Source organism: Paracoccus pantotrophus, assembly GCF_008824185.1.
In the GTDB taxonomy this organism is placed as follows: domain Bacteria; phylum Pseudomonadota; class Alphaproteobacteria; order Rhodobacterales; family Rhodobacteraceae; genus Paracoccus; species Paracoccus pantotrophus.
This window is the reverse complement of sequence record NZ_CP044426.1, coordinates 1,850,532-1,871,277: the sequence shown is the minus strand read 5'-3', so window position 1 is coordinate 1,871,277 and position 20,746 is coordinate 1,850,532. Positions and strand designations below refer to the sequence as shown.

Genomic DNA, 20,746 nt, shown 5'->3' with positions numbered 1-20,746 from the left:
CCGGCTTTCGCCGTTTTCCAGGTACTCATGCCGGCGGCTCAAGCCAGCCCGTCCTCGTCCAGCAGGGTGCGGGTGTCGGGGCTCTCGATCTCGATCACCCACAGGTCGGGGTCGCGGGCGATGTTGCGGGCGATCTCGGCGTCGATCTCGGGCTCCCCGGCCTCGTTCAGCCGCAGCCAGAGCCGCCGGTCGGTCTCGAAATCCCATTCCCGGACCCAGAGGCTGGCGCGGCGGTCCAGCGTGGCGCATTTCACCATGACGCTGCCGGCGGTGTCGTCGCCATGCCGGGTGACATAGGCCGGGATGCCGGCCAGACCCAGCCGGCGCAGATAGGCCGCGACCCAGATGCCGGCGGCCAGCCGCGGCTCAGGCATCGCCGTCGCGGAAGTCGAGGCCCATCTCGTTGTAGCGCTCGGCCTCGTCCAGCCAGTTCTCGCGCACCTTCACCTGCAGGAACAGGTGGACGGGGCGGCCCATGAACTCGGCCAGCTCGGCCCGTGCCGCCTGGCCGACGGCCTTGATCGTCTCGCCGCCCTTGCCCAGCACGATGCCCTTGTGGCCGGGGCGGGCGACATAGACGATCTGGTCGACGCGGGCAGAACCGTCCTTGCGCTCCTCCCATTTCTCGGTCTCGACCGTCAGCTGATAGGGAATTTCCTCGTGCAGGCGCAGGGTCAGCTTTTCGCGGGTGATCTCGGCGGCGATCATGCGCATCGGCAGGTCGGCCACCTGGTCCTCGGGGTAAAGCCAGGGGCCCTCGGGCACCTGCCCGGCCAGCCATTCCAGCAGGTCGTCGCAGCCATGGCCTTTTTCGGCCGAGATCATGAAGGTGCGGGTAAAGTCGAAACCCGCATTCAGCTGTTGCGACAGCGCCAGCAGCGCTTCGGATTTCACCCGGTCGATCTTGTTGATGACCAGCGCCACCGGGGTCTGGCCGGCATGCTGGCGCAGGTTGTCGATGATCGCCTGCGCGCCGTCGGTCAGCCCGCGATGCGCCTCGATCAAGAGCAGGATCACATCGGCATCGGCCGCGCCCCCCCAGGCTGCCTTGACCATGCTGCGATCCAGCCGCCGGCGCGGGCGAAAGATGCCGGGCGTATCGACGAACACGATCTGGCTGTCGCCCTGCATGGCGATGCCGCGGATGCGGGCGCGGGTGGTCTGCACCTTGTGGGTCACGATCGAGACCTTGGCCCCGACCATGCGGTTCAGCAGGGTGGATTTGCCGGCATTCGGCTCGCCGATCAGGGCGACGAAGCCCGCGCGTGTCTGGGTCATGGCGTTCTTTCGATCTGTTCCAGCATTGCCGCGGCGGCGGCCTGTTCGATGCTGCGCTTGGTGCCCCTGCCGCTGGCAGCGGCCTCGCGGCCGTCGTCCAGCCGGACGGTGATCTGGAATTCCGGCGCATGGTCGGGGCCGCTGCGCGCGGTCTGGACATAGCGCGGCGGGCTCATGCCCTGCGCCTGTGCCCATTCCTGAAGCGCGGTCTTGGCGTCGCGGGCGTCGGTCTGGACATTGGCCAGCCGCCCGGCCCAAAGGGCCAGGACGACCCCGCGCGCCGCCTCGAAGCCGGCGTCGAGATAGACGGCGGCGATCACCGCCTCCATCGCATCGGCTAGCAGCGCCTCCTTGCGCCGTCCGCCCGACAGCATCTCGGAGCGGCCGAGCTTCAGCACCTCGCCCAGCCCGATCTCGCGGGCGACCGCGGCGCAGGTCTCGCCCTTGACGAGCGCGTTGTAGCGCGGGGCAAGCTGGCCCTCGGTCGCGGCGTGGTCGGCGGCGAACAGCGCCTCGGCGATGGTCAGGCCCAGCACGCGGTCGCCCAGGAATTCCAGCCGCTGGTTGTCGGGCCGGGTGGCGCTGGCGATCGAGCCGTGGGTCAGGGCGCGGCGCAGCAGGTCGGGGCGCGAGAATTCGTGCCCCAGCCGTTCCGAGAATGCGCGCAGGTCTGCGGAAATCTTCATGTCGCGATCCTGCCACGGCGCGGGGCGCCGCGGCAATTCTTCCCTTAGTCCACGGCCTTCAGGAACCGGTCCGGCCGCCAGGTCCAGAAATACAGCAGCGACTTGCCGGCCGAGGAGAACATGATCCGGTCGGCGCGCCCGATCAGGTATTCCGCCGGCACCATGCCGACGCCGCCCACCGCCGCCGGCCAGCGCGAGTCGCCGGAATTGTCGCGGTTGTCGCCCAGGAAGAAGTAGTTCCCCTCGGGCACGGTGAACTCGGCCGTATTGTCGCCCGGCCCGTTGTCGAAGATGTTCAGCACATCATGGGTGACGCCGTTCGGCAGCGTCTCGGTATGGCGGTCCTTTTCGCAGGCGCCGCCCTCGGGCACCGGCTCGTTGCGGCATTTCGGCAGGCTTTGCTGCGGGCCCTGCGGGGCATAGGGTTCGGTGAAGGTGCCGGCGGGCTCTTGCGGCACCTCCTGCCCGTTGATCCACAGCACGCCATCCCTCATCTGGATGCGGTCGCCGGGCAGACCGATCACCCGCTTGATGAAATCGTCGCCCCGCGTCGGGTGGCGGAAGACCACGACATCGCCGCGCTCGGGTTCCGAGCCGAGGATACGGCCCGAGATCGGGCAGAGCGCGAAGGGGCAGGAGACCTGCGAATAGCCATAGGCCATCTTGTTCACGAACAGGAAATCGCCGATCAGCAGCGTGTCCTTCATGCTGCCCGAGGGAATCCAGAACGGCTGGAAGAACAGGGTGCGGAACACGCCCGCGATCACCAGCGCCCAGAAGATGGTCTTGACGGTTTCCCAGATGCCGCCATCCTTGCGGGCTTCGCTTTCGGCCATTGATGCCATTCCCTTCATCGGCAAGTCGCGCGTTCATGGGACGCGGCGGGCGGCAAAGTCAAGCCGTGCCGGCTCCGCCGCCATCTGGAAGCGCCTCGATCACCACGAAGGCCTGGGCCCAGGGATGATCGTCGGTCAGCGTCACATGCACCTGCGCGCGGTGGCCGGGCGGCGTCATCGCCGCCAGCCTTTCGGCCGCCCAGCCGGTCAGTTCCATGGCCGGCTGGCCGGTCGCCAGGTTCCTGACCGCCATGTCCTTCCAGCTGATGCCCATGGCGAGCCCGGTCCCCAGCGCCTTGGAGCAGGCCTCCTTGGCCGCCCAACGCTTGGCCAGCGTCGCCGCCTCCTGCCGGCGCCGCGCGGCGAGCGCCAGTTCGCGTTCGGTAAAGACCCGCCGGCGGAAGCGGTCGCCGTGGCGCTCCAGCACCCCGGCGATGCGGTCGATGTTGCAAAGGTCCGAGCCTATGCCGAGAATCATGCGCCTGGTTGGTCCTGTAGTGACATGGGTATTTGGAAAACGGTGAAATCAGCCGCGGGCCGCGTCCATGCGCCGGCGCATCTCGCGGATCGCCGGGCCAAGGCCGAGAAAGACCGATTCGGCGATCAGGAAATGGCCGATGTTCAACTCGCGCAGTTCCGGGATGGCGGCGATGGGGCCGACGGTGTCGAAGGTCAGGCCATGGCCGGCATGGACTTCGAGCCCCAGCAGATGCGCCTGGGCCGCCGCCTTGCGCAGGGCTTCCAGTTCCAGGTCGCGTTCGGACAGCCGTCTTTCGGTGTCGAGGTCGCAATAGGCGCCGGTATGCAGTTCCACCACCGCGGCGCCGATGCGGGCGGCGGCCTCGATCTGTTTCTGTTCGTGGCCGATGAAGAGCGAGATCCGGCAGCCCGCCTCGCGCAGGGGCGCGATGAAATCGGCGAGGAAAGCCTCGTTGCCGGCCACGTCGAGCCCGCCCTCGGTCGTGCGCTCCTCGCGCTTTTCGGGGACGATGCAGACGGCATGCGGGCGGTGGCGCAGCGCGATGGCCTGCATTTCCGCCGTCGCGGCCATTTCCAGGTTCAGCGGCGATTTCAGCGCCGCCATCAGCCGGTCGATATCCGCGTCCGAGATATGGCGGCGATCCTCGCGCAGATGGGCGGTGATGCCGTCGGCGCCGGCCTCCTCGGCCAGTTTTGCCGCGCGTACCGGGTCGGGCCAGGGCGTGCCGCGGGCGTTGCGGATGGTGGCGACGTGGTCGATGTTGACGCCGAGGCGCAGCATGGTTTTCCCCTTGTGGATTTTGAGGCAGGTTAGAGTTTTGCCGGCGCAAGTCCAGATGCCGCCACCCACCAGCCGGGATTGGCGCCGGCGATGCGGGCGCGGGCGGCCTGGGCCGCGGCGGCGCTGGCGAAAAGTCCGAAGCAGGTCGCGCCCGAGCCCGACATGCGGGCAAGTGCCGCGCCCTCGGCACGGATCGCGGCGAGGCAATGGGCGATCTCGGGCATCAGGGCGATGGCCGGCGTCTCGAGGTCGTTGCGGCAGCCGTGCAGGAAGGCGATCAGGGTGCCGGCGTCGGGAAAATCCGGCAGCGGCTCGGGCAGGGGCGGGTTCTCGCGCTGCGCCAGGGCCTTGAATACCGCGGGCGTGGCCAGGCCGCGGCCGGGATTGACCAGCAGCACATGCAGATCCGGCAGGGGCGGCAGCGGCGTCAGGATCTCGCCCAGCCCCTGCATCCGCACCGGCAGGCTGGCGAGGCAGGCGGGCAGGTCGGCGCCCAGCACCTCCGGCCGCTCGGGGCGGGCGTCGAGCGCGCGCAGCACTGCCGCCGCATCGGCCGAGCCGCCGCCGATGCCCGAGGCCAGCGGCAGGTTCTTTTCCAGGGTGATCCGCGCCTCGCGCCCGGCCAGCCGCGCTGCGCGCAGGCAAAGGTTGTCCGGCTCGGCCGCGAGACCCTGCGCGAAGGGGCCGGTCAGGCTGAGCGACAGGGGACCGGGCGCCACCGTGACCCGGTCGCCCAGGTCCAGGAACACCACCAGCGAATCGAGCAGGTGATAGCCGTCCGGGCGGCGGCCGGTCACATGCAGGCACAGGTTCAGCTTGGCGGGCGCGGCCTCGTGCCGGGGCAGGGGCATGGCTCAGTCGGCCCTGGCCGGTTCCGGGGCGCGGCTCTCGGGGCGGCGGCCGCCGGCGGCCCTTTCCTCGTCCAGCACCGCATCGAGGCCGCGTTCCAGCTTGGTGCGGATGCGCTGGGCATCGGCCTCGGTTTCCGGCTTCAGCGACAGGGCGCGGTGCCATTGGATCTCGGCCTCGCGCTCGCGGCCGACCATCCAGTAGATGTCGCCCATGTGGTCGTTGACCAGCGAATCGCTGGCCATCGCCGCCACCGCGCGCTCCATCGGCGCCACCGCCTCCTGGTAGCGGCCGAGGCGGAAATAGGCCCAGGCCAGCGAATCGAGGATATAGCCGTCGTCCGGGCGCAGCTCGACCGCGCGCTGGATCAGTTCCAGCGCCTCGTCCAGCTTTTCGTTGCGGTCCACCAGGCTGTAGCCCAGGTAGTTCAGCACCTGCGGCGAATCGGGGCGGATCTTCAGCGCGGCGCGGAAATCCGCCTCGGCCCTGGGGAACTGGCCCGAGCGCTCCAGCGCGATGCCGCGGGCGTAAAGCGGAAACCAGCGCGCCTCGGGGCTCTTGTCGTCGAGCAGTTCCAGCGCCTTGTCATAGGCCGGGACGGCGGGGGCGAACTTGTCCTGCTGGCGCAGCATGTCGCCCAGCGCGATCCAGCCCTGGGCCAGTTCGGGATGGGCGGCGGTCAGCGACAGCGCGGCCTTTTCGGCATCCTCCAGCCGCTCGGCGCGGGCCAGGGCGTCGATGCGCGACAATTCGGCGACCGGGCGCATGTCGCCCAGTTCGCGCAGGGCCTCGAATTCGCGCTCGGCCAGGTCGAACTGGCCGAAGCCCTGCAAGAGCTGCGCCGCCAGAAGCCGCGCCTCGCCCAGGTCGGGGGCGAGGTATTCGGCCAGCCGGGCATGGATCAGCGCCAGCGGATCGGGCTCGTCGCTGGTGGCCAGGACCGAGCCGAATGTCAGAAACAGCTGCGCCATGCCGTCGGCCGGCCCGCGTGCGGAATCGAAGGGCAGAGTCTCGCCCCGCGCCATGCGGTCGCGCAGGGCGACCAGGTAGGGTTCCTCGGCAAAGCCGGGCGTCGCCTCGATCATGGCGATGGCGTCGCGGTTGCGTTCCAGTTGCGACAGCACCTGGGCACGGGCGATGACGCCCAGGATATGCGCGCCGGTGACGGGATCGGCGAGCAGCAGCTCGGCGCCCTCGAAATCGCCGACACGCGCCTTGGCCAGCGCCAGGTGATAGTTCACCATCGGCGCCGCGCCGCGCAATTCGGCCATTTTCTTGAAGGCGGTCAGCGATTCGCCGGCCTTTCCGGCGCCCAGCAGCGCCCAGGCCCGCATCATGCCGTCGATCAGCATGCCGCCGCCAGGCGTGCCGGCATCGCCTTGGGGCGAGGGGGCGGTGTCGATGGCTTCGATCAGCGCGTCCCAGCGCCCGGCGCGCGCGAGTTCGGCGCGCTGCACCAGCCGCGCCAGTTCCGTGGCGCGGCCCTGGCCGGACATGGTGCCGGAAAGGGCGGTGGCGCGCTCCATCTCGCCGGCCGAGATCAGTGCGACCAGCGCGCTGTCCTGCAGGAAGGGATCGCTGTCGTCATGGGCCAGCGCCTGGAGGTAATAGCGGGCGGCCACGGGATAGTCGTTCTGGATCGCGGCCATGCGCGCGGCCAGATAGGGGCCCGAAAGGCCGCGAATCTCGGGCGCCGCATCCGCGGGGCGATGCGCCGGGCGCTCGCCGTTCGGGGGCTCGGGCTTTTCGGCCTGGGCAAGCGCGGGTGCGGCCATGGCGGCGCCTTGCGGCATCGGCGCGGCGATCAGCGCGATCAGCGCCAGCGGGATCAGTCTTGTCGTCACGGCTTGGGCCCATGTCTCGGCGATTTGCGCAGGCGACCCTAGCCGCCGCCGCGCCGATGGGCAACGCTGCGGCGGGCCGGGCCGGCGCCTGGGCGATCACATATTCGGGTAGTTCGGCCCGTCTCCGCCCTGTGGGGTTGTCCAGTTGATGTTCTGGGAGGGATCCTTGATGTCGCAGGTCTTGCAATGCACGCAGTTCTGGAAGTTGATCTGGAAGCGCGGGCCGCCCTCGCCCTCCAGCACCTCATAGACCCCGGCCGGGCAGTAGCGCGTCGCCGGCTCGGCATAAAGCGGCAGGTTCACCGAAATCGGGATCGAGGCGTCCTTCAGCTTCAGGTGGCAGGGCTGGCTTTCCTCGTGGTTGGTGAAGGAGAACGCCACATTGGTCAGCCGGTCGAAGCTCAGCTTGCCGTCCGGCTTCGGATAGTCGATCGGCTGGAAATCCGCCGCCTTGCCAGTGGCCTCGGCATCGGTCTTGCCGTGCTTCCAGGTGCCCAGCGGGTTCCAGCCGGTCAGGTTCGCCACCCACATGTCGAAGCCGCCCAGCGCCAGGCTGGCCCAGAGCCCCAGCTTCGACCAGAGCGGCTTGACGTTGCGGACCGGCTTCAGGTCGCGGGCGATGGGGCCGGAACGCAGGTCGGCCTCGTAATCGGTCAGCTCGTCGCCCGCGCGGCCGGCGGCGATGGCGGCGGCTGCTGCCTCGGCCGCGGCGATGCCCGAGAGCATGGCGTTATGGTTGCCCTTGATGCGCGGCACGTTCACCAGCCCGGCCGAGCAGCCCAAGAGCGCCGCCCCCGGCACGGTCAGCTTCGGGATCGATTGCCAGCCGCCCTCGGAGATGGCGCGGGCGCCATAGGCGACGCGCTTGCCGCCTTCGAGCAGCTCCGCGACCAGCGGGTGATGCTTGAAGCGCTGGAACTCCATGTAGGGATAGAGATACGGGTTGGCATAGTTCAGGTGCACGACGAAGCCGACCAGCACCTGGTTGCCCTCAAGGTGATAGATGAAGCTGCCGCCGCCGGCATTCTTGCCCAAGGGCCAGCCCATCGTATGCGTCACCGTGCCGGGCTTGGCCTTGGAGGGCTCGATCTCCCAGATCTCCTTCATCCCGAGGCCGAATTTCTGCGGCTCGTGGCCGGCCGAGAGGTCGTATTTCGCGATGAGTTCCTTGGCGAGGCTGCCGCGCACGCCTTCGCAGATCAGCACGTATTTGCCGCGCAGTTCCATGCCGGGCTCGTAGGCCGGGCCGGGGGTGCCGTCGGCGTTGAGGCCCATCTCGCCGGCGACGACGCCGACCACGCGCTCGCCCTCATAGACCAGTTGCGAGCAGGCCATGCCGGGGAAGATCTCGACCTCCAGCGCCTCGGCCTCAGCGGCCAGCCAGCGGCAGACATTGCCCATCGAGACGATGTATTTGCCGTGGTTCGACATCAGCGGCGGCATCGGCCAGTTCGGGACGCGCACCTGGCCATGCGGGCCGAGGATGTAGAAATTGTCCTCCTTCACCTCGGTGGCGACCGGGGCGCCCTTGTCCTTCCAGTCCGGGATCAGCCGGTCGAGGCCCGAAGTGTCGAGCACCGCGCCCGACAGGATATGCGCGCCGATCTCCGAGCCCTTCTCCAGCAGCACCACGGAAAGCGCGGGGTTGAGCTGCTTGAGCCGGATCGCCGCCGACAGCCCGCTCGGGCCGCCGCCGACGATCACCACGTCGTAATCCATCGACTCGCGTTCAATTTCGGACATGGCTCGGCCCCCCAAGTTTCCCTAGCTCGACAATCTGCGCGCAAGACCTAGCGTGTAATATTCTTGCGGGCAATCGCAACGCGACGCACGATAAGCGACTTACGACCTTTTCTCGGCGGGCTGTTGCGGATCACATCCGGCGGGACTTGAAACAGGGGCCGGATCGCGCCACGATGCCGCCGGGATTTTCAGCGGACGCCCCCGGCCGATGGCCGGGGGCGTTCCAACAGCTTGTTTCGCGTTGACTGGCGTCGCACGGTTGCGACCGGAAGGACTGGAATGGAAAAGATACCGATGACCCGCGCGGGCTACGACCAGCTGGACGAGGAATTGCGCGAATTGCGCTCGGTCCAGCGTCCGGCGGTGATCCGCGCCATCGCCGAGGCGCGCGAGCATGGCGACCTGTCGGAAAATGCCGAATACCATGCCGCGCGCGAAAAGCAGAGCTTCGTCGAGGGCCGCATCAAGGAACTGGAGATGATCCTGTCGCGGGCCGAGGTCATCGACCCGAGCCGGCTGAACGGCTCGATCAAGTTCGGCGCCACCGTCACCCTGCTCGACGAGGACAGCGAGGAGGAGCGCACCTATCAGATCGTCGGCGAGGCCGAGGCCGATCTGGAGCGCGGGCTTCTGAACATCCGCTCGCCCCTGGCCCGCGCCCTGATCGGCAAGGACGAGGGCGACAGCGTCGAGGTGGTGACGCCCGGCGGCGGGAAATCCTATGAGATCATCTCGATCCGCTATGTCTGACGGATGGGGGCCTGAACAAGGGGGCTGCGCGCATGGCATCGCTTGATCCGCTGCGCCGGCTGGCCATGGAACAGGCCCGCAGCCGCGTGCTGGCGGTTGGCGCCGCGGTCAGCCTGGCCTGGCTGGTGCTGGTCGGGCTGTTTGCGCTTTTCGGCCCGGAGGGCGAGGGGCAGGGTGCGGCGGGCTGGCTGACCTGGCTGGTGGGCGTGATCCTGCCCTTGGCGCTGGTCTGGCTGGCCGTCTGGTCGGCGCGCAGCCTGCTGAGCTTGCGGCTGGAGGCCGAGGAACTGCGCGCCATGCTGGCCCGGATGCAGGGCGAGGGCGTGACAGCCGAAACCATGGCAGAGCCGCGTCCGGCCGCCTCCGCGCCTCTGCCGGCCGCACGGCGCGGTGCGGTTCCCCCCGCGCCCCGCGTTGCGGCGGATGCCCGGCAGGCCAGCCTGGCGCTGGATTCGCCGCCCACGACCGAACTGACGCCGGCCGAGCTGTTCCATGCGCTGAATTTTCCCGATGGCCCCGAGGATCGCGAGGCGATTCGCTGCCTGCGCCTGGCGCTGGCCGATCCGGGCATGGCCCGGCTGATCCGCGCGGCGCAGGACGTGGTCACGCTGCTGGCCGGGCAGGGCGTCTATATGGACGAACTGGCCGTCCCCGAGGCCGATCCGGTCCTGTGGCGCCGCTTTGCCGAGGGTGCGCGCGGCGAGGCCGTGGCGGAACTGGCGGTGATTCGCGACGAGGCCGCCCTGGCCAGCGCCGGGGCGATGCTGCATGGCGACGAGGTATTCCGCGACGTCGCCCATCATTTCCTGCGCCATTTCGACCGGCTGATGAGCCGCAAGGTGCAGGACAGCGACCCGCAATTGCTGGCCGCGCTGGCCGAGACCCGCTCGGGCCGGGCCTTCATCCTGCTGGCGCAGGCGACCGGCATGCTGGGCCGCGCCGGCGCCGAGGCCGACGGGTCGCAAGGGGCGGGCGGCTAGAGCGGCAGCCGCAGCACATGGGCCGGCGCCGACCAGGGCCAGCCCAGCCTTTGGCGATCCTGCGGCCGGAAGCCCATCGCCCGCCATGCCGCCAGCGCCGTGCGATTGCCGGCCTGGACCTCGGCGCGCAGGGCGGGGTGGCCCTGCCGGCGGGCATGGGCGGCGGCGGCCTCGACCAGCGCCCGCGCAACGCCCTGCTGGCGCCATTGCGGCCAGACCGCGATGCCGTCCAGCACCAGGTCCGCCGTCTCGGCGCCAGGCCGGTAAAGCCCGGTCGCCAGGTGGCGCAGCCGGCCCCGCACCGGCCCCCAGACCGCGACGAAACCGTCCTGGCCCGGATCGAGGAAGCCGCCCCCCGCATCGCGCAGTCCGGCGATTCCCAGCAGCCGCCCCGAGGGCGACAGCGCCAGCAGCGCGCCTTCGGGCCGCATGGCGGCGCGGACCAGCGCCGCGCCCCGCGCCGTACCTGCCGGCCAGGGCAGGATCTGCGCCCCGAAATGCCGCCAGTAAAGCGCCGCCGCGGCATCACGCAGCTCGGGCGGGATGCCACGCAGGATGCGGGGCGGGGTCTGCGGTCCGGTCATGGCGGTCCCTGTATGTCCTTGTATGGCGGTTCTTGTGTCGGGCGGCGGTTTTGGCCATTGTGCCGCCAGCCTTATCCGCATCGCGAGCCTTTTTCACCATGTCCGCGCAAGCCGGCCTTGCGGCCCAGCCCAGCCCGTCCCCCGAACAGAGCCGCGCGCTGATGCGCAGCCCGGCGCAATGCCTGCGCCACGGCTTTTTGCAGGCGCTGCCCTTTATCCTGGTGCTTCTGCCCTTCGGCATGCTGTTCGGCGTGGTGGCCACGGATGCGGGGCTGGACCTGCCGCAGATCCTGGGCTTTACCGTGCTGGTGCTGGCCGGCGCGTCGCAATTCACCGCCGTCCAGCTGCTGACCGACCAGGCGCCGGCGCTGGTGGTCATCGTCTCGGCCATCGCGGTCAATTTGCGCATGGCGATGTATTCGGCCTCGCTGGTGCCCTGGCTGGGCGGGGCCAGGCCGCGCGACCGGGCCTGGATCTCCTATGTGCTGATCGACCAGACCTATGCGCTGGCGATCCAGCATTACGAAAAGCACCCGCGGCTGAGCATGGGGCAGCGCATCGGCTATTTCCTGGGCGCGGCGCTGGCCACCTGCCCGCCCTGGCTGGCGGCGACGCTGCTGGGGGTCTGGCTGGGCAAAGCCATCCCGCAGGATTGGGCGCTGGATTTCGCCATGCCCGTCACCTTCCTGGCGCTGATTGCGCCGATGCTGCGCAGCCCGGCCCATGTCGCGGCGGCGCTGGTGGCGGTTGTGGCCTCGCTGGCCTTTGCCTTCCTGCCCTCGGGGCTGGGGCTGTTCGTGGCCGCGCCGTTGGCCATGCTGGCCGGCGCCGGGGTCGAGGTGCTGATGGAACGCAGAAACGGAGCCCGCCTGTGACCGGCTATAGCGATGCGACGATCTGGCTGATCATCCTGACCGTGGCGCTGGGAACCTATGGGCTGCGCTGGTCCTTTCTTGGCGCCTTCGGCAGCCGGCCGATGCCGCTTTGGGCGCAGCGGCTCTTGCGCTATACGGCGGTGGGGGTGCTGCCGGCCATCGTGGCGCCGTTGGTGGTCTGGCCGGCGGCCACGCAGGGTCAGCCCGATCCCGCGCGGATGCTTGCGGCAACGGTGGCCGTGGCGGTGGGGGTGGCGACGCGCAACGTGCTGGCGGCCATCCTGGGCGGGATGGCCACGCTTTACACGGCGCTTTACCTCATGACGTGAAGCTGGCCGTCGCGGCCGTAGCCGGTGATCGCGCCGCTTTTCTGGCGCAGCAGCACGTCGTGATTGTTGGCCGGATCGCCGTCCATGTGCCGGCGCGAGGTCACGCCCGGCAGCGTCAGGAACCAATCGCGCAGCTTGAGCGGCGAAAAGCCCGTGGGCGCGCCTTCGAAACCCGGCACGCGGCTGAGCGCCTTGCCGGTGTTGACGGCGCAGAAGCTCTTGTTCGAGGCGCCCTGCCGCTCGACCGAGCGGATCGCGGCATCGGCAACGGCCAGCGGCACCTGGACCGTATCCTCGGCCACCCAATAGGTCGAGCGCGCGTGATAGTCGATGTAGAAGTTCCTGAAGTTCGGCGTGATGCCGTAAAGCACGTCATGCCGTTCCGGGATCGCCGGGTGCTCCCAGCTGCCGGCCGGGTCGTAGATCACCCGCTGGCTGCCGTTGATCATCAGCGCCGAATGCCCGCCCTCGCCGCGCGGGATGCCGATCACGGTGAAGAGCGTGATCGAGGGCGGTTCGTTCGCGACATAGCGCGCGCGCCGGATCGACTCGTCGCTGGCCCATCGGTTGTCTGCACCGCAGGCCGCAAGCACGGCCGGCAGCGCCAGCGCAAGGAAGGCACGCCTTTGCATCTTTGATCTTTCCCCGGTCAGGATCAGGCGTTGGCCAGGGCCATGAATACCAGCACGGCGATGGCAAGCACGCTGACCCAGGTCGCGGCCTTGATGAAGCCGGCAAAGGTCGCCTGATGGTGCCGGATGTCCATTTCGCCGTGCTTGTGTTCGGTGATTTCGTGATGCGAGGCCATGATCCTGTCCGTGAAACGATGCGATGCGTCGGGGGCAGGGATAGCGCAAGGCGCCGGCCGTGTCACGCCCCCCAAAGCACCGCGCCGGTCTCGGTCTTGCCGACGGGCCACACCCGGCCGGTCGCGCGCAGGTGGTTGATGTGGCCCACGGCCTCGGCCAGTGCGAGGCCGAATTCCGGCTTGGCGATCTGGCGGCGATAGAGCAGCGGAAAGCAGCCGACGGTGCTTTGCGGCTGCTGCCGCAGCCCGTCCAGCAGCCGGTCGAGCGCCGCGCGCTGGTTCGTCGCCAGTTGCCGCAGCCGGGTCGGCAGGCCGCGATAGGGCAGCTTGTGGCCGGGCAGGACCAGCTGGTCGGGCTGCGCGAACCCGGCCAGCCGCTCGCAGCTTTCCAGCCAGTCGCCGACGGTATCGGCCTCGGGCTCGGTCGGATAGACGCCGAGATTGGGCGAGATCGTCGCCAGCAACTGATCGCCGCCGATCACCAGATCGTCGTCGAGCGACCACAGCGTGACATGTTCCGGCGCATGGCCATGGCCCATGCGCACGATCCAGCGCCGCTCGCCGAATGTGACCTGCTGCCCGTCCCACAGCCGGCGATAGCCGGGCGGCAGCGGGGCGCAGACATCGGCGCTGTTGAAGGGGCGCTCATGGCTGCGTTCCTCCAGCAGATCGGCCGGCATCCCGGCCTGGCGCCAGAAGGCGATGGCCTGCGGCGTCGGGCGTTCCTGCACGTCGAGGATGCCCATCCGCGCCGTCAGCCAGGCCGAGCGCGAGGCCCAAAGCTCGGCCCCCTGCGCCTGGAACCAGCCGGCCAGGCCCATGTGGTCGATATGGTGATGGGTGGCGATCAGCCGCCTGACCGGCGCCCCGGCCAGCGGGCCTTGCAGGATGCCCTGCCAGATGCCGCGGGTGCGGCGGGTGTCGAGCCCGCTGTCCACCAGTGTCCAGCCATCCGCCTCGCGCAAGGCATAGACATTGACCGTATCGGGCTTGAAGGGCAGGGGCAGCTGGAACCAGAACACGCCGGGGGCGATCTCATGCGCCTCGCCCTCGGCCGGGGGGTTATGGGTCTCGCTGCGTATCACCCGGCCATTTGACCCAGCAGGACGGCATCGTCAAGCGCCTCCAGATCGGCCAGCCCGGCGCGCGCCGCCGCCAGATCGGCGGCGAATTGCGGCAGGATGCGGGCGATGTAGAGCCGCGCCAGCGCCTTGCTGCCGCCGCCCGTCGCGGCGCGCAGGTGGTAATGCGCGCCCAGCACCCGCGCAAAGGCGGAGAGATAAGGCACGGCGCCGGCGAAACGCTCCGGCAGGTCGCGCTCCAGCAGGTCATGCGTGGCCTCGCGCAGCGTCTCGGCGGCCTGCCAAAGCTGGTTGGCCAGGTCCGGCTCGGTGCCCTGCGCGGCCTTGGCGCCGTCCAGGATCTCGTCCAGCAGCGCCATGGCCGCGGCGCCGCCGTCCGAGAGCTTGCGTCCCACCAGGTCCATGGCCTGGATGCCGTTGGTGCCCTCGTAGATCGCGGTGATGCGCACGTCGCGCAGATACTGCGCCGCGCCGGTTTCCTCGATATAGCCCATGCCGCCATGCACCTGCACGGCAGTATCGGCAATGCGGATGCCGACATCGGTGCCATGCGCCTTGGCGATCGGGGTCAGGAAGGCGGCGCGCGCGGCCCATTCGTCCAGGCCGGTGGCCCGCGCCATGTCCAGCGCCACGGCGCAGCCCAGGCAGATGGCGCGGGCGGCAAAGACCTCGGCCCGCGATTCGGCCAGCATCCGCCGCACGTCGGGGTGGCGGATGATCGGGCCCATCTGCACCCGCTCGGCGGCATAGGCCACGGCCTGTTGCAAGGCCGCCTCGGCCTGGGCCACGCCCTGCACGCCGACGCCCAGCCGCGCCGCGTTCATCATGGTGAACATGGCGGCCATGCCCTTGTGCTCCTCGCCCACCAGCCAGCCTTTGGCGCCCTCGAAGCTCATGACGCAGGTCGGGCTGCCGTGGATGCCCAGCTTGTGTTCCAGGCTGACGACGCGCAGGTCGTTGGCGAGGCCGGGATTTCCGGCCTCGTCCGGGATGAACTTCGGCACCATGAACAGGCTGATGCCGCGGGTGCCCGCGGCCCCGTCGGGCAGGCGGGCCAGCACCAGGTGGCAGACGTTTTCGGTCACGTCGCTGTCGCCCCAGGTGATGAAGATCTTCTGCCCGGTGATGCGATAGCTGCCGTCCTCGGCCCGCTCGGCGCGGGTGGTCAGCGCGCCCACGTCCGAGCCCGCCTGCGGCTCGGTCAGGTTCATCGTGCCCGACCATTCGCCCGAGATCAGCTTCGGCAGATACAGCGCCTTGAGTTCGTCGCTGCCGTGATGCTCCAGCGCCTCGATCTGGCCCTGGGTCAAGAGCGGGTTTAGCTGCAGCGCCAGGCAGGCCGAGGCGAGCATCTCGTTCACCGCCATGTTCAGCGCCTGCGGCAGCCCCATGCCGCCATGGTCGGGATTGGCGGCGATGCCGATCCAGCCACCCTCGGCCAGGGCACGGAACGCCTCGGCATAGCCGGGGGAGGAGCGCAGCTTGCCGTTCTCCAGCCGCGCGGGGGTCAGGTCGCCGGCGCGGTTCACCGGGGCGATCACCTCGGTCGCCAGCTTGCCGGCCTCGGTCAGGATGGCGGTCATGGTCTCGGCCGTCGCCTCGGCAAAGCGTGCGGTGCCGGACAGTTCTGGAAACGACACGATCCGGTTCAGGATGAACTCGATCTGCTCGACCGGGGCTTGATAGGCCATCCGCACTCTCTCTCCCTCTGGCGCCTTGGCAAATCCGGCTGCGGCGCGTAACTGATGCCTTGGGCTTCGATCATATTTGCGGTCCCGCGTCCATCAACCACAACCCGACGTAACGAATGCAGACGCTGATTCTTGGCCATGACCCCGCCGGCCTGCGCGCCGCCGCCGATCTGCTGGCGCAGGGCGAGCCGGTCGCCATCCCGACCGAAACGGTCTATGGTCTGGCCGGCGATGCCCGCAATCCCCGCGCCGTGGCACGCATCTATCAGGCCAAGGGGCGCCCCAGCTTCAACCCGCTGATCGTGCATCTGCCGGACCTGGCGGCGGCCGAGCGCATCGCGGTCTTCGACGATGCTGCGCTGGCGCTGGCCAGGGCCTTCTGGCCCGGCGCGCTGACGCTGGTGCTGCCGCTGCGGCCCGGGGCGGGCATCGCCTCGCTGGTGACGGCGGGGCTGGACACGGTGGCGATCCGCGTGCCGGCGCATCCGGCGGCGCAGGCGGTGCTGCGCGCCTTCGGCGGGCCGCTGGCGGCGCCCTCGGCCAATCCCTCGGGGCGGATCAGCCCGACCGCGGCGGCGCATGTGGCCGATCCCGAAAGCGGGCTGGGCGGGCGCATCGCGGCGGTGCTGGATGCGGGTGCCTGTCCGGTCGGGGTGGAATCGACCATCGTCGGCTGGGTGGAGGGCCGACCCGCGCTGCTGCGCCCCGGCGGCGTCGCGGCCGAAGCCATCGAAGCGGTGCTGGGCCGGCCGTTGGCCCGGCCCCAAGGCAATGCCGAGGCGCCGACCGCGCCCGGTCAACTGACCAGCCATTACGCGCCGCGCGCCAGCCTGCGGCTGAACGCCGAGGCCGCGCGGCCGGGCGAATTGCTGATCGGCTTTGGCCCCGTCGCGGGCGAGATGACGCTGAGCGAAACGGGCGATCTGACCGAGGCGGCGTCGCGGCTGTTCGACCTGCTGCACCGCGCCGATGCCGAGGGGCGGCCCATCGCCGTCGCGCCGGTGCCGGACCAGGGCCTGGGCGCCGCGATCAACGACCGGCTTCGCCGCGCCGCCGCGCCGCGCTAGGGATCAGGCATGGCCCGCGCTGGGCGACAGCATCAAGGGGTCGATGCCCAGCGATTTCAGTGCCGCGCGCCATTTGCCGGGATTGTCGGTGCCGAAGATGATCTCGTCGCCGCGCTCCGAGGTCAGCCAGCCGTTGTCGCGAATTTCCGAATCGAGCTGCCCCGGCCCCCAGCCGGCATAGCCCAGCGCCAGCATGGCCGGTTGCGGGCCTTGGCCACGGGCATAATCCTCGAGGATGTCGCGGGTGGTGGACATGGCGAGATCGTCGGTAATGCGCATCCGGTTCTCGCCCAGGTCGATGTCGCGGGGCGCGCGATGCAGCACGAAGCCGCGCCCCGGCTCGACCGGGCCGCCGAAGCGTACGGGAATGTCCAGGGCATTCGCCCCGGCCTGGATGCCAAGCTGCGCCAGCAGGTCGGAAAAGCCGATCTCGGGCAGCGGGCGGTTGACCACCAGCCCCATGGCGCCGTCCTCGGAATGGGCGCAGACCAGGATCACGGATTGCTCGAAGCGCGGGTCGCGCATGCCGGGCATGGCGATCAGCATCTTGCCGGTCAGGTTGCTCGACTGGTCCATGATCTGCTCCGTCCTTTTCCTAAAGATCGGCCTTGCCGGCTGTTTTCGCAAGGGATTGCCGCTAATGTGACTTCACGGCGAGGGGGCGGGGCGACTAGAACGGCAGCATGAAGACCCTTGCCCTGCTACTCATGACCGCCGCGCCGGCGCTGGCGCAGGATCTGCCGCCCGGACTGGCCTCCGCCGAACTGCTGCCCGGCTGGACCACCGCCGAAGGCCACCGCATGACCGCGCTGCACCTGCGGCTGGAGCCGGGCTGGAAGACCTATTGGCGCAGCCCCGGCGATGCCGGCGTGCCGCCGCGCTTCGACTGGGCAGCCTCGCGGAACCTGGCCGAGGTGCGGATGCTGTGGCCGCGGCCCGAGGTGATCGAATCGGGCGGCGAACGCACGCTGGGCTATCACGGGGAACTGGTCCTGCCGATCGAGATCGCCCCCGCCAACCCGGCCGCGCCGGTCGAGCCCAGGGCGGTGGTGGATTTCGGCATCTGCCAGGACATTTGCGTGCCGGTGCGGGTGGAGCTGCAGGCCGGCCCTGCCGGCCCGGCGCCCGATCCGCTGATCGAGGCGGCCATCGCCCGCCAGCCCGAGTCCTCGGACCACCAGCCCGAATGCCACATCGCGCCGATCCAGGACGGCATGCAGGTGACGGCGACCCTGCCCGCGGCGGACAGCGCCCGCGGCGACGAGGTGGCGATGGAACTGGCCGATGACGAGATCTGGGTCTCGGCCCCGGAAACCCGCGAGGCGGGCGGGCGGCTGATGGCGCAGGCGGATTTCGTCGCCGCCTCGGGCAAGCCCTTTCCGCTGGACCCGGAGGCGCTGCGGGTGACGCTGATCGGTCCCGACGACGCGGTCGAGTTCGAGGGTTGCCGCGAAGTGGCCGATTAGCCGTCGAGCCGCGCCGACAGCGACAAGAGGTCGGACCAGGCCTCGCGCTTGGCCAGCGGCGTGCGCAGCAGATAGGCGGGATGCGCCATCGGCAGCGCCGGCAGGCCGAAGGCCGTGGTCCATTTGCCGCGCAGCTTCAGGATGCCCTGCTGGTTCAGCGCCGCGATGCAGGGCGTGTTGCCCATCAGCACCACCAATTGCGGCTGGACCAGTTCGACATGCCGGGTCAGGAAGGGCAGCATCATGGCGATCTCGGCCGGTTCGGGGCGGCGGTTGCCGGGCGGCCGCCAGGTCAGAACGTTGGTGATATAGAGCGCGCGTTCCGTATCCACCGCCTTGCGCGACAGGCCGATGGCGCCGAACATCTGGTCCAGCAACTGCCCGGCGCGGCCGACGAAGGGGCGGCCCTGGCGGTCCTCCTCCTCGCCCGGCGCCTCGCCGATGATCATGACGCGCGCCGCCGGATTGCCGTCGCAAAAGCAGAAATTGCGCGCGCCCTTTTTCAACTCGATGCCGTCGAAGGCCTCTTGCGCCCCGGCCAGTTCGGCCAGGCTGGTCGCGGCGGCGGCCATGGCCTCGGCGCGGGAGACCAGATCCTCGGCCTCGTCGCGCGGCTGCGTCACGACCGGGGCGGCGGGCGGCGGGGCAGCGGGGGGCTCGGCGCGGTCGGGCACGGCATAGCGGTCGAGCGGCGCGTCGAGGCATGGCTCGTCCGCGCCCAGCTCGGCCTGCCACTGCAAAAGCGCCAGCGCCGTCTCGGCATCCAGCGCGAATCCCCTATAGGTCGGTTCGGCGGTCATGGCCGCAGGCTAGGGCGCGGCGCGGGCGCGGGCAAGCGCCTTACCACGATTGCATCGGCAACGCTTGACCCTGCCGCGATTGCGGCGGCATGCGCTGGCCCTATTGCGATTGCGTCAGCGGCGTCGTGCCGCCGCCCATGCCGACCAGCCGCTGGATCAGCGGCCTTGCCGTCGGCCCGATGCGGTCGCAGGCGCCCGGATCGTCCAGAAGCTTGAAGGCCGGCCCGTAATAGGTGCGGTCGTAGGCTGCGGCATCCAGCCCCAGCCTTGCTGCCAGAAGATCGCCCGTGCCGGTGATCAGTGTCCATTCCCCGTCGGTGATCGCGTAATCGGGGCAGTTCGAGGTGATGACGTTCACGTTCGCCAGTTCCGCGATCAGCGATTTCGCCTGCGTGTCGGACAGGCTCGAGACATCGGGAAGCCTCACGGTGATGCCCCCGTCCGCCAGCGCCGCGCCGGCCCCAAGGACCAATGCGCTGGCCAAAGCCGCGAGTGCCTTCATGGATTGCCCCCTTGCTTGTTCTGGACGTTCGGTTTCGCGCGCCCATCCCGCCCGATCCGATCCGCCGGCGCAACCCAATTCGCCGTGAACTTGACGCAGCACAGGTGCAAGGATACGCGATTGCCAACAGCCAGAAGCATAGAGGATACCTGCGATGACGACCTATTCCCTGCTGATCCTGCCCGGCGACGGCATCGGCCCCGAGGTCATGGCCGAGGTGCGCAAGGTCATCGGCTGGTTCCAGAACAACCGCGGCCTGTCCTTCGAGGTCAGCGAGGATCTGGTCGGCGGCGCGGCCTATGACAAATACGGCAAGCCCCTGGCGGACGAGACCATGGCCAAGGCGCAGGCGGTCGATGCGGTGCTGCTGGGTGCCGTCGGCGGGCCGAAATACGACAACCTGGATTTCTCGGTGAAGCCCGAGCGCGGCCTTCTGCGCCTGCGCAAGGAAATGGACCTGTTCGCCAACCTGCGCCCGGCGCAATGCTTCGACGCGCTGGCCGATTTCAGCTCGCTCAAGCGCGAGGTGGTGGCGGGCCTCGACATCCTGATCGTGCGCGAACTGACCTCGGGCGTCTATTTCGGCGAGCCGCGCGGCATCTCCGAGGACAACACCCCCGGCAACGAGGGCGGCCGCGTCGGCGTGAACACCCAGCGTTATACCAGCGGAGAGATCCGTCGCGTCGCCCGCTCGGCCTTCGAGTTGGCGCGCAAGCGCGGCAACCGCGTCTGCTCGATGGAAAAGGCCAATGTGATGGAATCCGGCATCCTCTGGCGCGAGGAGGTGCAATGGGTCCATGACAACGAATATCCCGATGTCGAGCTGTCGCACATGTATGCCGACAACGGCGCCATGCAGCTGGTGCGCAATCCGCGCCAGTTCGACGTGATCGTGACCGACAACCTGTTCGGCGACATCCTGTCGGATGCGGCGGCGATGCTGACCGGCAGCCTGGGCATGCTGCCCTCGGCCAGCCTCGGTGCACCGATGGAGAACGGCCGGCCCAAGGCGCTTTACGAGCCGGTGCACGGCTCGGCCCCCGACATCGCCGGGCAGGGCAAGGCCAACCCGATCGCCTGCATCCTCAGCTTCGCCATGTGCCTGCGCTATTCCTTCGGCCTGGGCGCCGAGGCCGACCTGCTGGAAAAGGCGGTCGAGAAGGTGCTGGCCGATGGCGTGCGCACCGGCGACCTGATGGGCGCCGAGGGCGGCAAGCCGGTCTCGACCGCCGAGATGGGCGACCATATCGTCGCGGCGCTTTCGGCGCTGTAATCGACGTGCCGCGCCTGTTTCAAACAGGCGCGGCCCCATCGC

At 69.6% G+C, this 20,746-nt stretch carries 24 protein-coding genes; 7 read left to right on the top strand and 17 right to left on the bottom strand.

Annotated features, from left to right (window positions below):
- Positions 1–38: 38 nt before the first annotated feature.
- The 9 genes from ESD82_RS19715 to ESD82_RS19675 all read right to left on the bottom strand — a co-directional run bounded on the left by ESD82_RS19715 (position 39) and on the right by ESD82_RS19675 (position 8,497).
- Positions 39–374, bottom strand: a complete 336-nt coding sequence (locus ESD82_RS19715; RefSeq protein ID WP_024845383.1) for a DUF1491 family protein — start codon at positions 372–374, stop codon at positions 39–41.
- Positions 367–1,278: a GTPase Era gene (gene era, locus ESD82_RS19710; RefSeq protein ID WP_147427551.1), complete on the bottom strand. Its 912-nt coding sequence runs from the start codon at positions 1,276–1,278 to the stop codon at positions 367–369. The genes ESD82_RS19715 and era overlap by 8 nt, the downstream gene beginning before the upstream one ends.
- Positions 1,275–1,964: a ribonuclease III gene (gene rnc, locus ESD82_RS19705; protein WP_147427552.1), complete on the bottom strand. Its 690-nt coding sequence runs from the start codon at positions 1,962–1,964 to the stop codon at positions 1,275–1,277. The genes era and rnc overlap by 4 nt, the downstream gene beginning before the upstream one ends.
- 44 nt (positions 1,965–2,008) lie before the next feature.
- Positions 2,009–2,800 carry a signal peptidase I gene (gene lepB / locus ESD82_RS19700; RefSeq protein WP_407672818.1) on the bottom strand — a complete coding sequence of 264 codons (792 nt, stop codon included), beginning with the start codon at positions 2,798–2,800 and terminating at the stop codon, positions 2,009–2,011.
- A gap of 58 nt (positions 2,801–2,858) precedes the next feature.
- A complete protein-coding gene (acpS, locus tag ESD82_RS19695) occupies positions 2,859–3,278 on the bottom strand; it encodes a holo-ACP synthase (protein ID WP_024845387.1) in 420 nt (139 codons plus the stop codon).
- A gap of 48 nt (positions 3,279–3,326) precedes the next feature.
- Complete coding sequence (locus tag ESD82_RS19690; protein ID WP_024845388.1) at positions 3,327–4,061, bottom strand: pyridoxine 5'-phosphate synthase; 735 nt, start codon at positions 4,059–4,061, stop codon at positions 3,327–3,329.
- 29 nt (positions 4,062–4,090) lie between these two features.
- A complete protein-coding gene (locus ESD82_RS19685) occupies positions 4,091–4,912 on the bottom strand; it encodes a 4-(cytidine 5'-diphospho)-2-C-methyl-D-erythritol kinase (RefSeq protein WP_147427554.1) in 822 nt (273 codons plus the stop codon).
- A 3-nt stretch (positions 4,913–4,915) separates the two neighbouring features.
- The gene (locus ESD82_RS19680; protein ID WP_147427555.1) at positions 4,916–6,754 is read right to left on the bottom strand and encodes a tetratricopeptide repeat protein; all 1,839 of its coding nucleotides are present in this window, start codon (positions 6,752–6,754) and stop codon (positions 4,916–4,918) included.
- Positions 6,755–6,850: 96 nt separating this feature from the next.
- Positions 6,851–8,497 (bottom strand): electron transfer flavoprotein-ubiquinone oxidoreductase, encoded by a 1,647-nt coding sequence (locus ESD82_RS19675; protein ID WP_147427556.1) that lies wholly within the window; start codon positions 8,495–8,497, stop codon positions 6,851–6,853.
- Positions 8,498–8,776: 279 nt separating this feature from the next.
- Here ESD82_RS19675 and greA point away from each other — a divergent pair, with 279 nt between their 5' ends.
- Both greA and ESD82_RS19665 read left to right on the top strand, forming a co-directional pair.
- Positions 8,777–9,247 (top strand): transcription elongation factor GreA, encoded by a 471-nt coding sequence (gene greA, locus ESD82_RS19670; protein ID WP_024845767.1) that lies wholly within the window; start codon positions 8,777–8,779, stop codon positions 9,245–9,247.
- A gap of 32 nt (positions 9,248–9,279) precedes the next feature.
- Positions 9,280–10,227 (top strand): hypothetical protein, encoded by a 948-nt coding sequence (locus ESD82_RS19665; RefSeq protein ID WP_147427557.1) that lies wholly within the window; start codon positions 9,280–9,282, stop codon positions 10,225–10,227.
- On the opposite strand, the gene ESD82_RS19660 is transcribed toward ESD82_RS19665, so the two are convergent.
- Positions 10,224–10,811, bottom strand: coding sequence for a GNAT family N-acetyltransferase (locus tag ESD82_RS19660; protein ID WP_147427558.1), 588 nt, complete (start codon positions 10,809–10,811; stop codon positions 10,224–10,226). The two genes, ESD82_RS19665 and ESD82_RS19660, sit on opposite strands and share 4 nt — an antisense overlap.
- 98 nt (positions 10,812–10,909) lie before the next feature.
- Between ESD82_RS19660 and ESD82_RS19655 the strand changes: the two genes are divergently transcribed.
- On the top strand, positions 10,910–11,686 hold the full coding sequence (locus ESD82_RS19655) for an AzlC family ABC transporter permease (RefSeq protein ID WP_024845770.1): 777 nt from the start codon (positions 10,910–10,912) through the stop codon (positions 11,684–11,686).
- Complete coding sequence (locus tag ESD82_RS19650; RefSeq protein WP_024845771.1) at positions 11,683–12,015, top strand: AzlD domain-containing protein; 333 nt, start codon at positions 11,683–11,685, stop codon at positions 12,013–12,015. Before ESD82_RS19655 ends, ESD82_RS19650 begins: the two co-directional genes overlap by 4 nt.
- On the opposite strand, the gene ESD82_RS19645 is transcribed toward ESD82_RS19650, so the two are convergent.
- The 4 genes from ESD82_RS19645 to ESD82_RS19630 form a co-directional block, all read right to left on the bottom strand.
- Complete coding sequence (locus ESD82_RS19645) at positions 12,000–12,647, bottom strand: hypothetical protein (RefSeq protein ID WP_024845772.1); 648 nt, start codon at positions 12,645–12,647, stop codon at positions 12,000–12,002. The genes ESD82_RS19650 and ESD82_RS19645 overlap by 16 nt on opposite strands.
- Before the next feature lie 23 nt (positions 12,648–12,670).
- Complete coding sequence (locus tag ESD82_RS19640) at positions 12,671–12,823, bottom strand: aa3-type cytochrome c oxidase subunit IV (RefSeq protein ID WP_024845773.1); 153 nt, start codon at positions 12,821–12,823, stop codon at positions 12,671–12,673.
- Between the two features lie 62 nt (positions 12,824–12,885).
- Positions 12,886–13,908, bottom strand: a complete 1,023-nt coding sequence (locus ESD82_RS19635) for an MBL fold metallo-hydrolase (protein WP_147427559.1) — start codon at positions 13,906–13,908, stop codon at positions 12,886–12,888.
- Positions 13,905–15,596: an acyl-CoA dehydrogenase gene (locus tag ESD82_RS19630; protein WP_024845775.1), complete on the bottom strand. Its 1,692-nt coding sequence runs from the start codon at positions 15,594–15,596 to the stop codon at positions 13,905–13,907. The genes ESD82_RS19635 and ESD82_RS19630 overlap by 4 nt, the downstream gene beginning before the upstream one ends.
- 116 nt (positions 15,597–15,712) lie before the next feature.
- On the opposite strand from ESD82_RS19630, the gene ESD82_RS19625 reads away from it, so the two are divergent.
- Positions 15,713–16,663, top strand: coding sequence for an L-threonylcarbamoyladenylate synthase (locus ESD82_RS19625; RefSeq protein WP_147427560.1), 951 nt, complete (start codon positions 15,713–15,715; stop codon positions 16,661–16,663).
- A 3-nt stretch (positions 16,664–16,666) separates the two neighbouring features.
- On the opposite strand, the gene ESD82_RS19620 is transcribed toward ESD82_RS19625, so the two are convergent.
- Positions 16,667–17,239, bottom strand: a complete 573-nt coding sequence (locus tag ESD82_RS19620; protein WP_024845777.1) for a YqgE/AlgH family protein — start codon at positions 17,237–17,239, stop codon at positions 16,667–16,669.
- 107 nt (positions 17,240–17,346) lie between these two features.
- Here ESD82_RS19620 and ESD82_RS19615 point away from each other — a divergent pair, with 107 nt between their 5' ends.
- Positions 17,347–18,129 (top strand): protein-disulfide reductase DsbD domain-containing protein, encoded by a 783-nt coding sequence (locus ESD82_RS19615; RefSeq protein ID WP_024845778.1) that lies wholly within the window; start codon positions 17,347–17,349, stop codon positions 18,127–18,129.
- On the opposite strand, the gene ESD82_RS19610 is transcribed toward ESD82_RS19615, so the two are convergent.
- Together ESD82_RS19610 and ESD82_RS19605 are read right to left on the bottom strand one after the other, a co-directional pair.
- Positions 18,126–18,929: a uracil-DNA glycosylase gene (locus tag ESD82_RS19610; protein WP_147427561.1), complete on the bottom strand. Its 804-nt coding sequence runs from the start codon at positions 18,927–18,929 to the stop codon at positions 18,126–18,128. The genes ESD82_RS19615 and ESD82_RS19610 overlap by 4 nt on opposite strands.
- A 100-nt stretch (positions 18,930–19,029) precedes the next feature.
- Positions 19,030–19,431 carry a hypothetical protein gene (locus tag ESD82_RS19605; protein WP_024845780.1) on the bottom strand — a complete coding sequence of 134 codons (402 nt, stop codon included), beginning with the start codon at positions 19,429–19,431 and terminating at the stop codon, positions 19,030–19,032.
- Between the two features lie 154 nt (positions 19,432–19,585).
- Here ESD82_RS19605 and leuB point away from each other — a divergent pair, with 154 nt between their 5' ends.
- Positions 19,586–20,704: a 3-isopropylmalate dehydrogenase gene (gene leuB / locus ESD82_RS19600; RefSeq protein WP_024845781.1), complete on the top strand. Its 1,119-nt coding sequence runs from the start codon at positions 19,586–19,588 to the stop codon at positions 20,702–20,704.
- Positions 20,705–20,746: the final 42 nt, after the last annotated feature.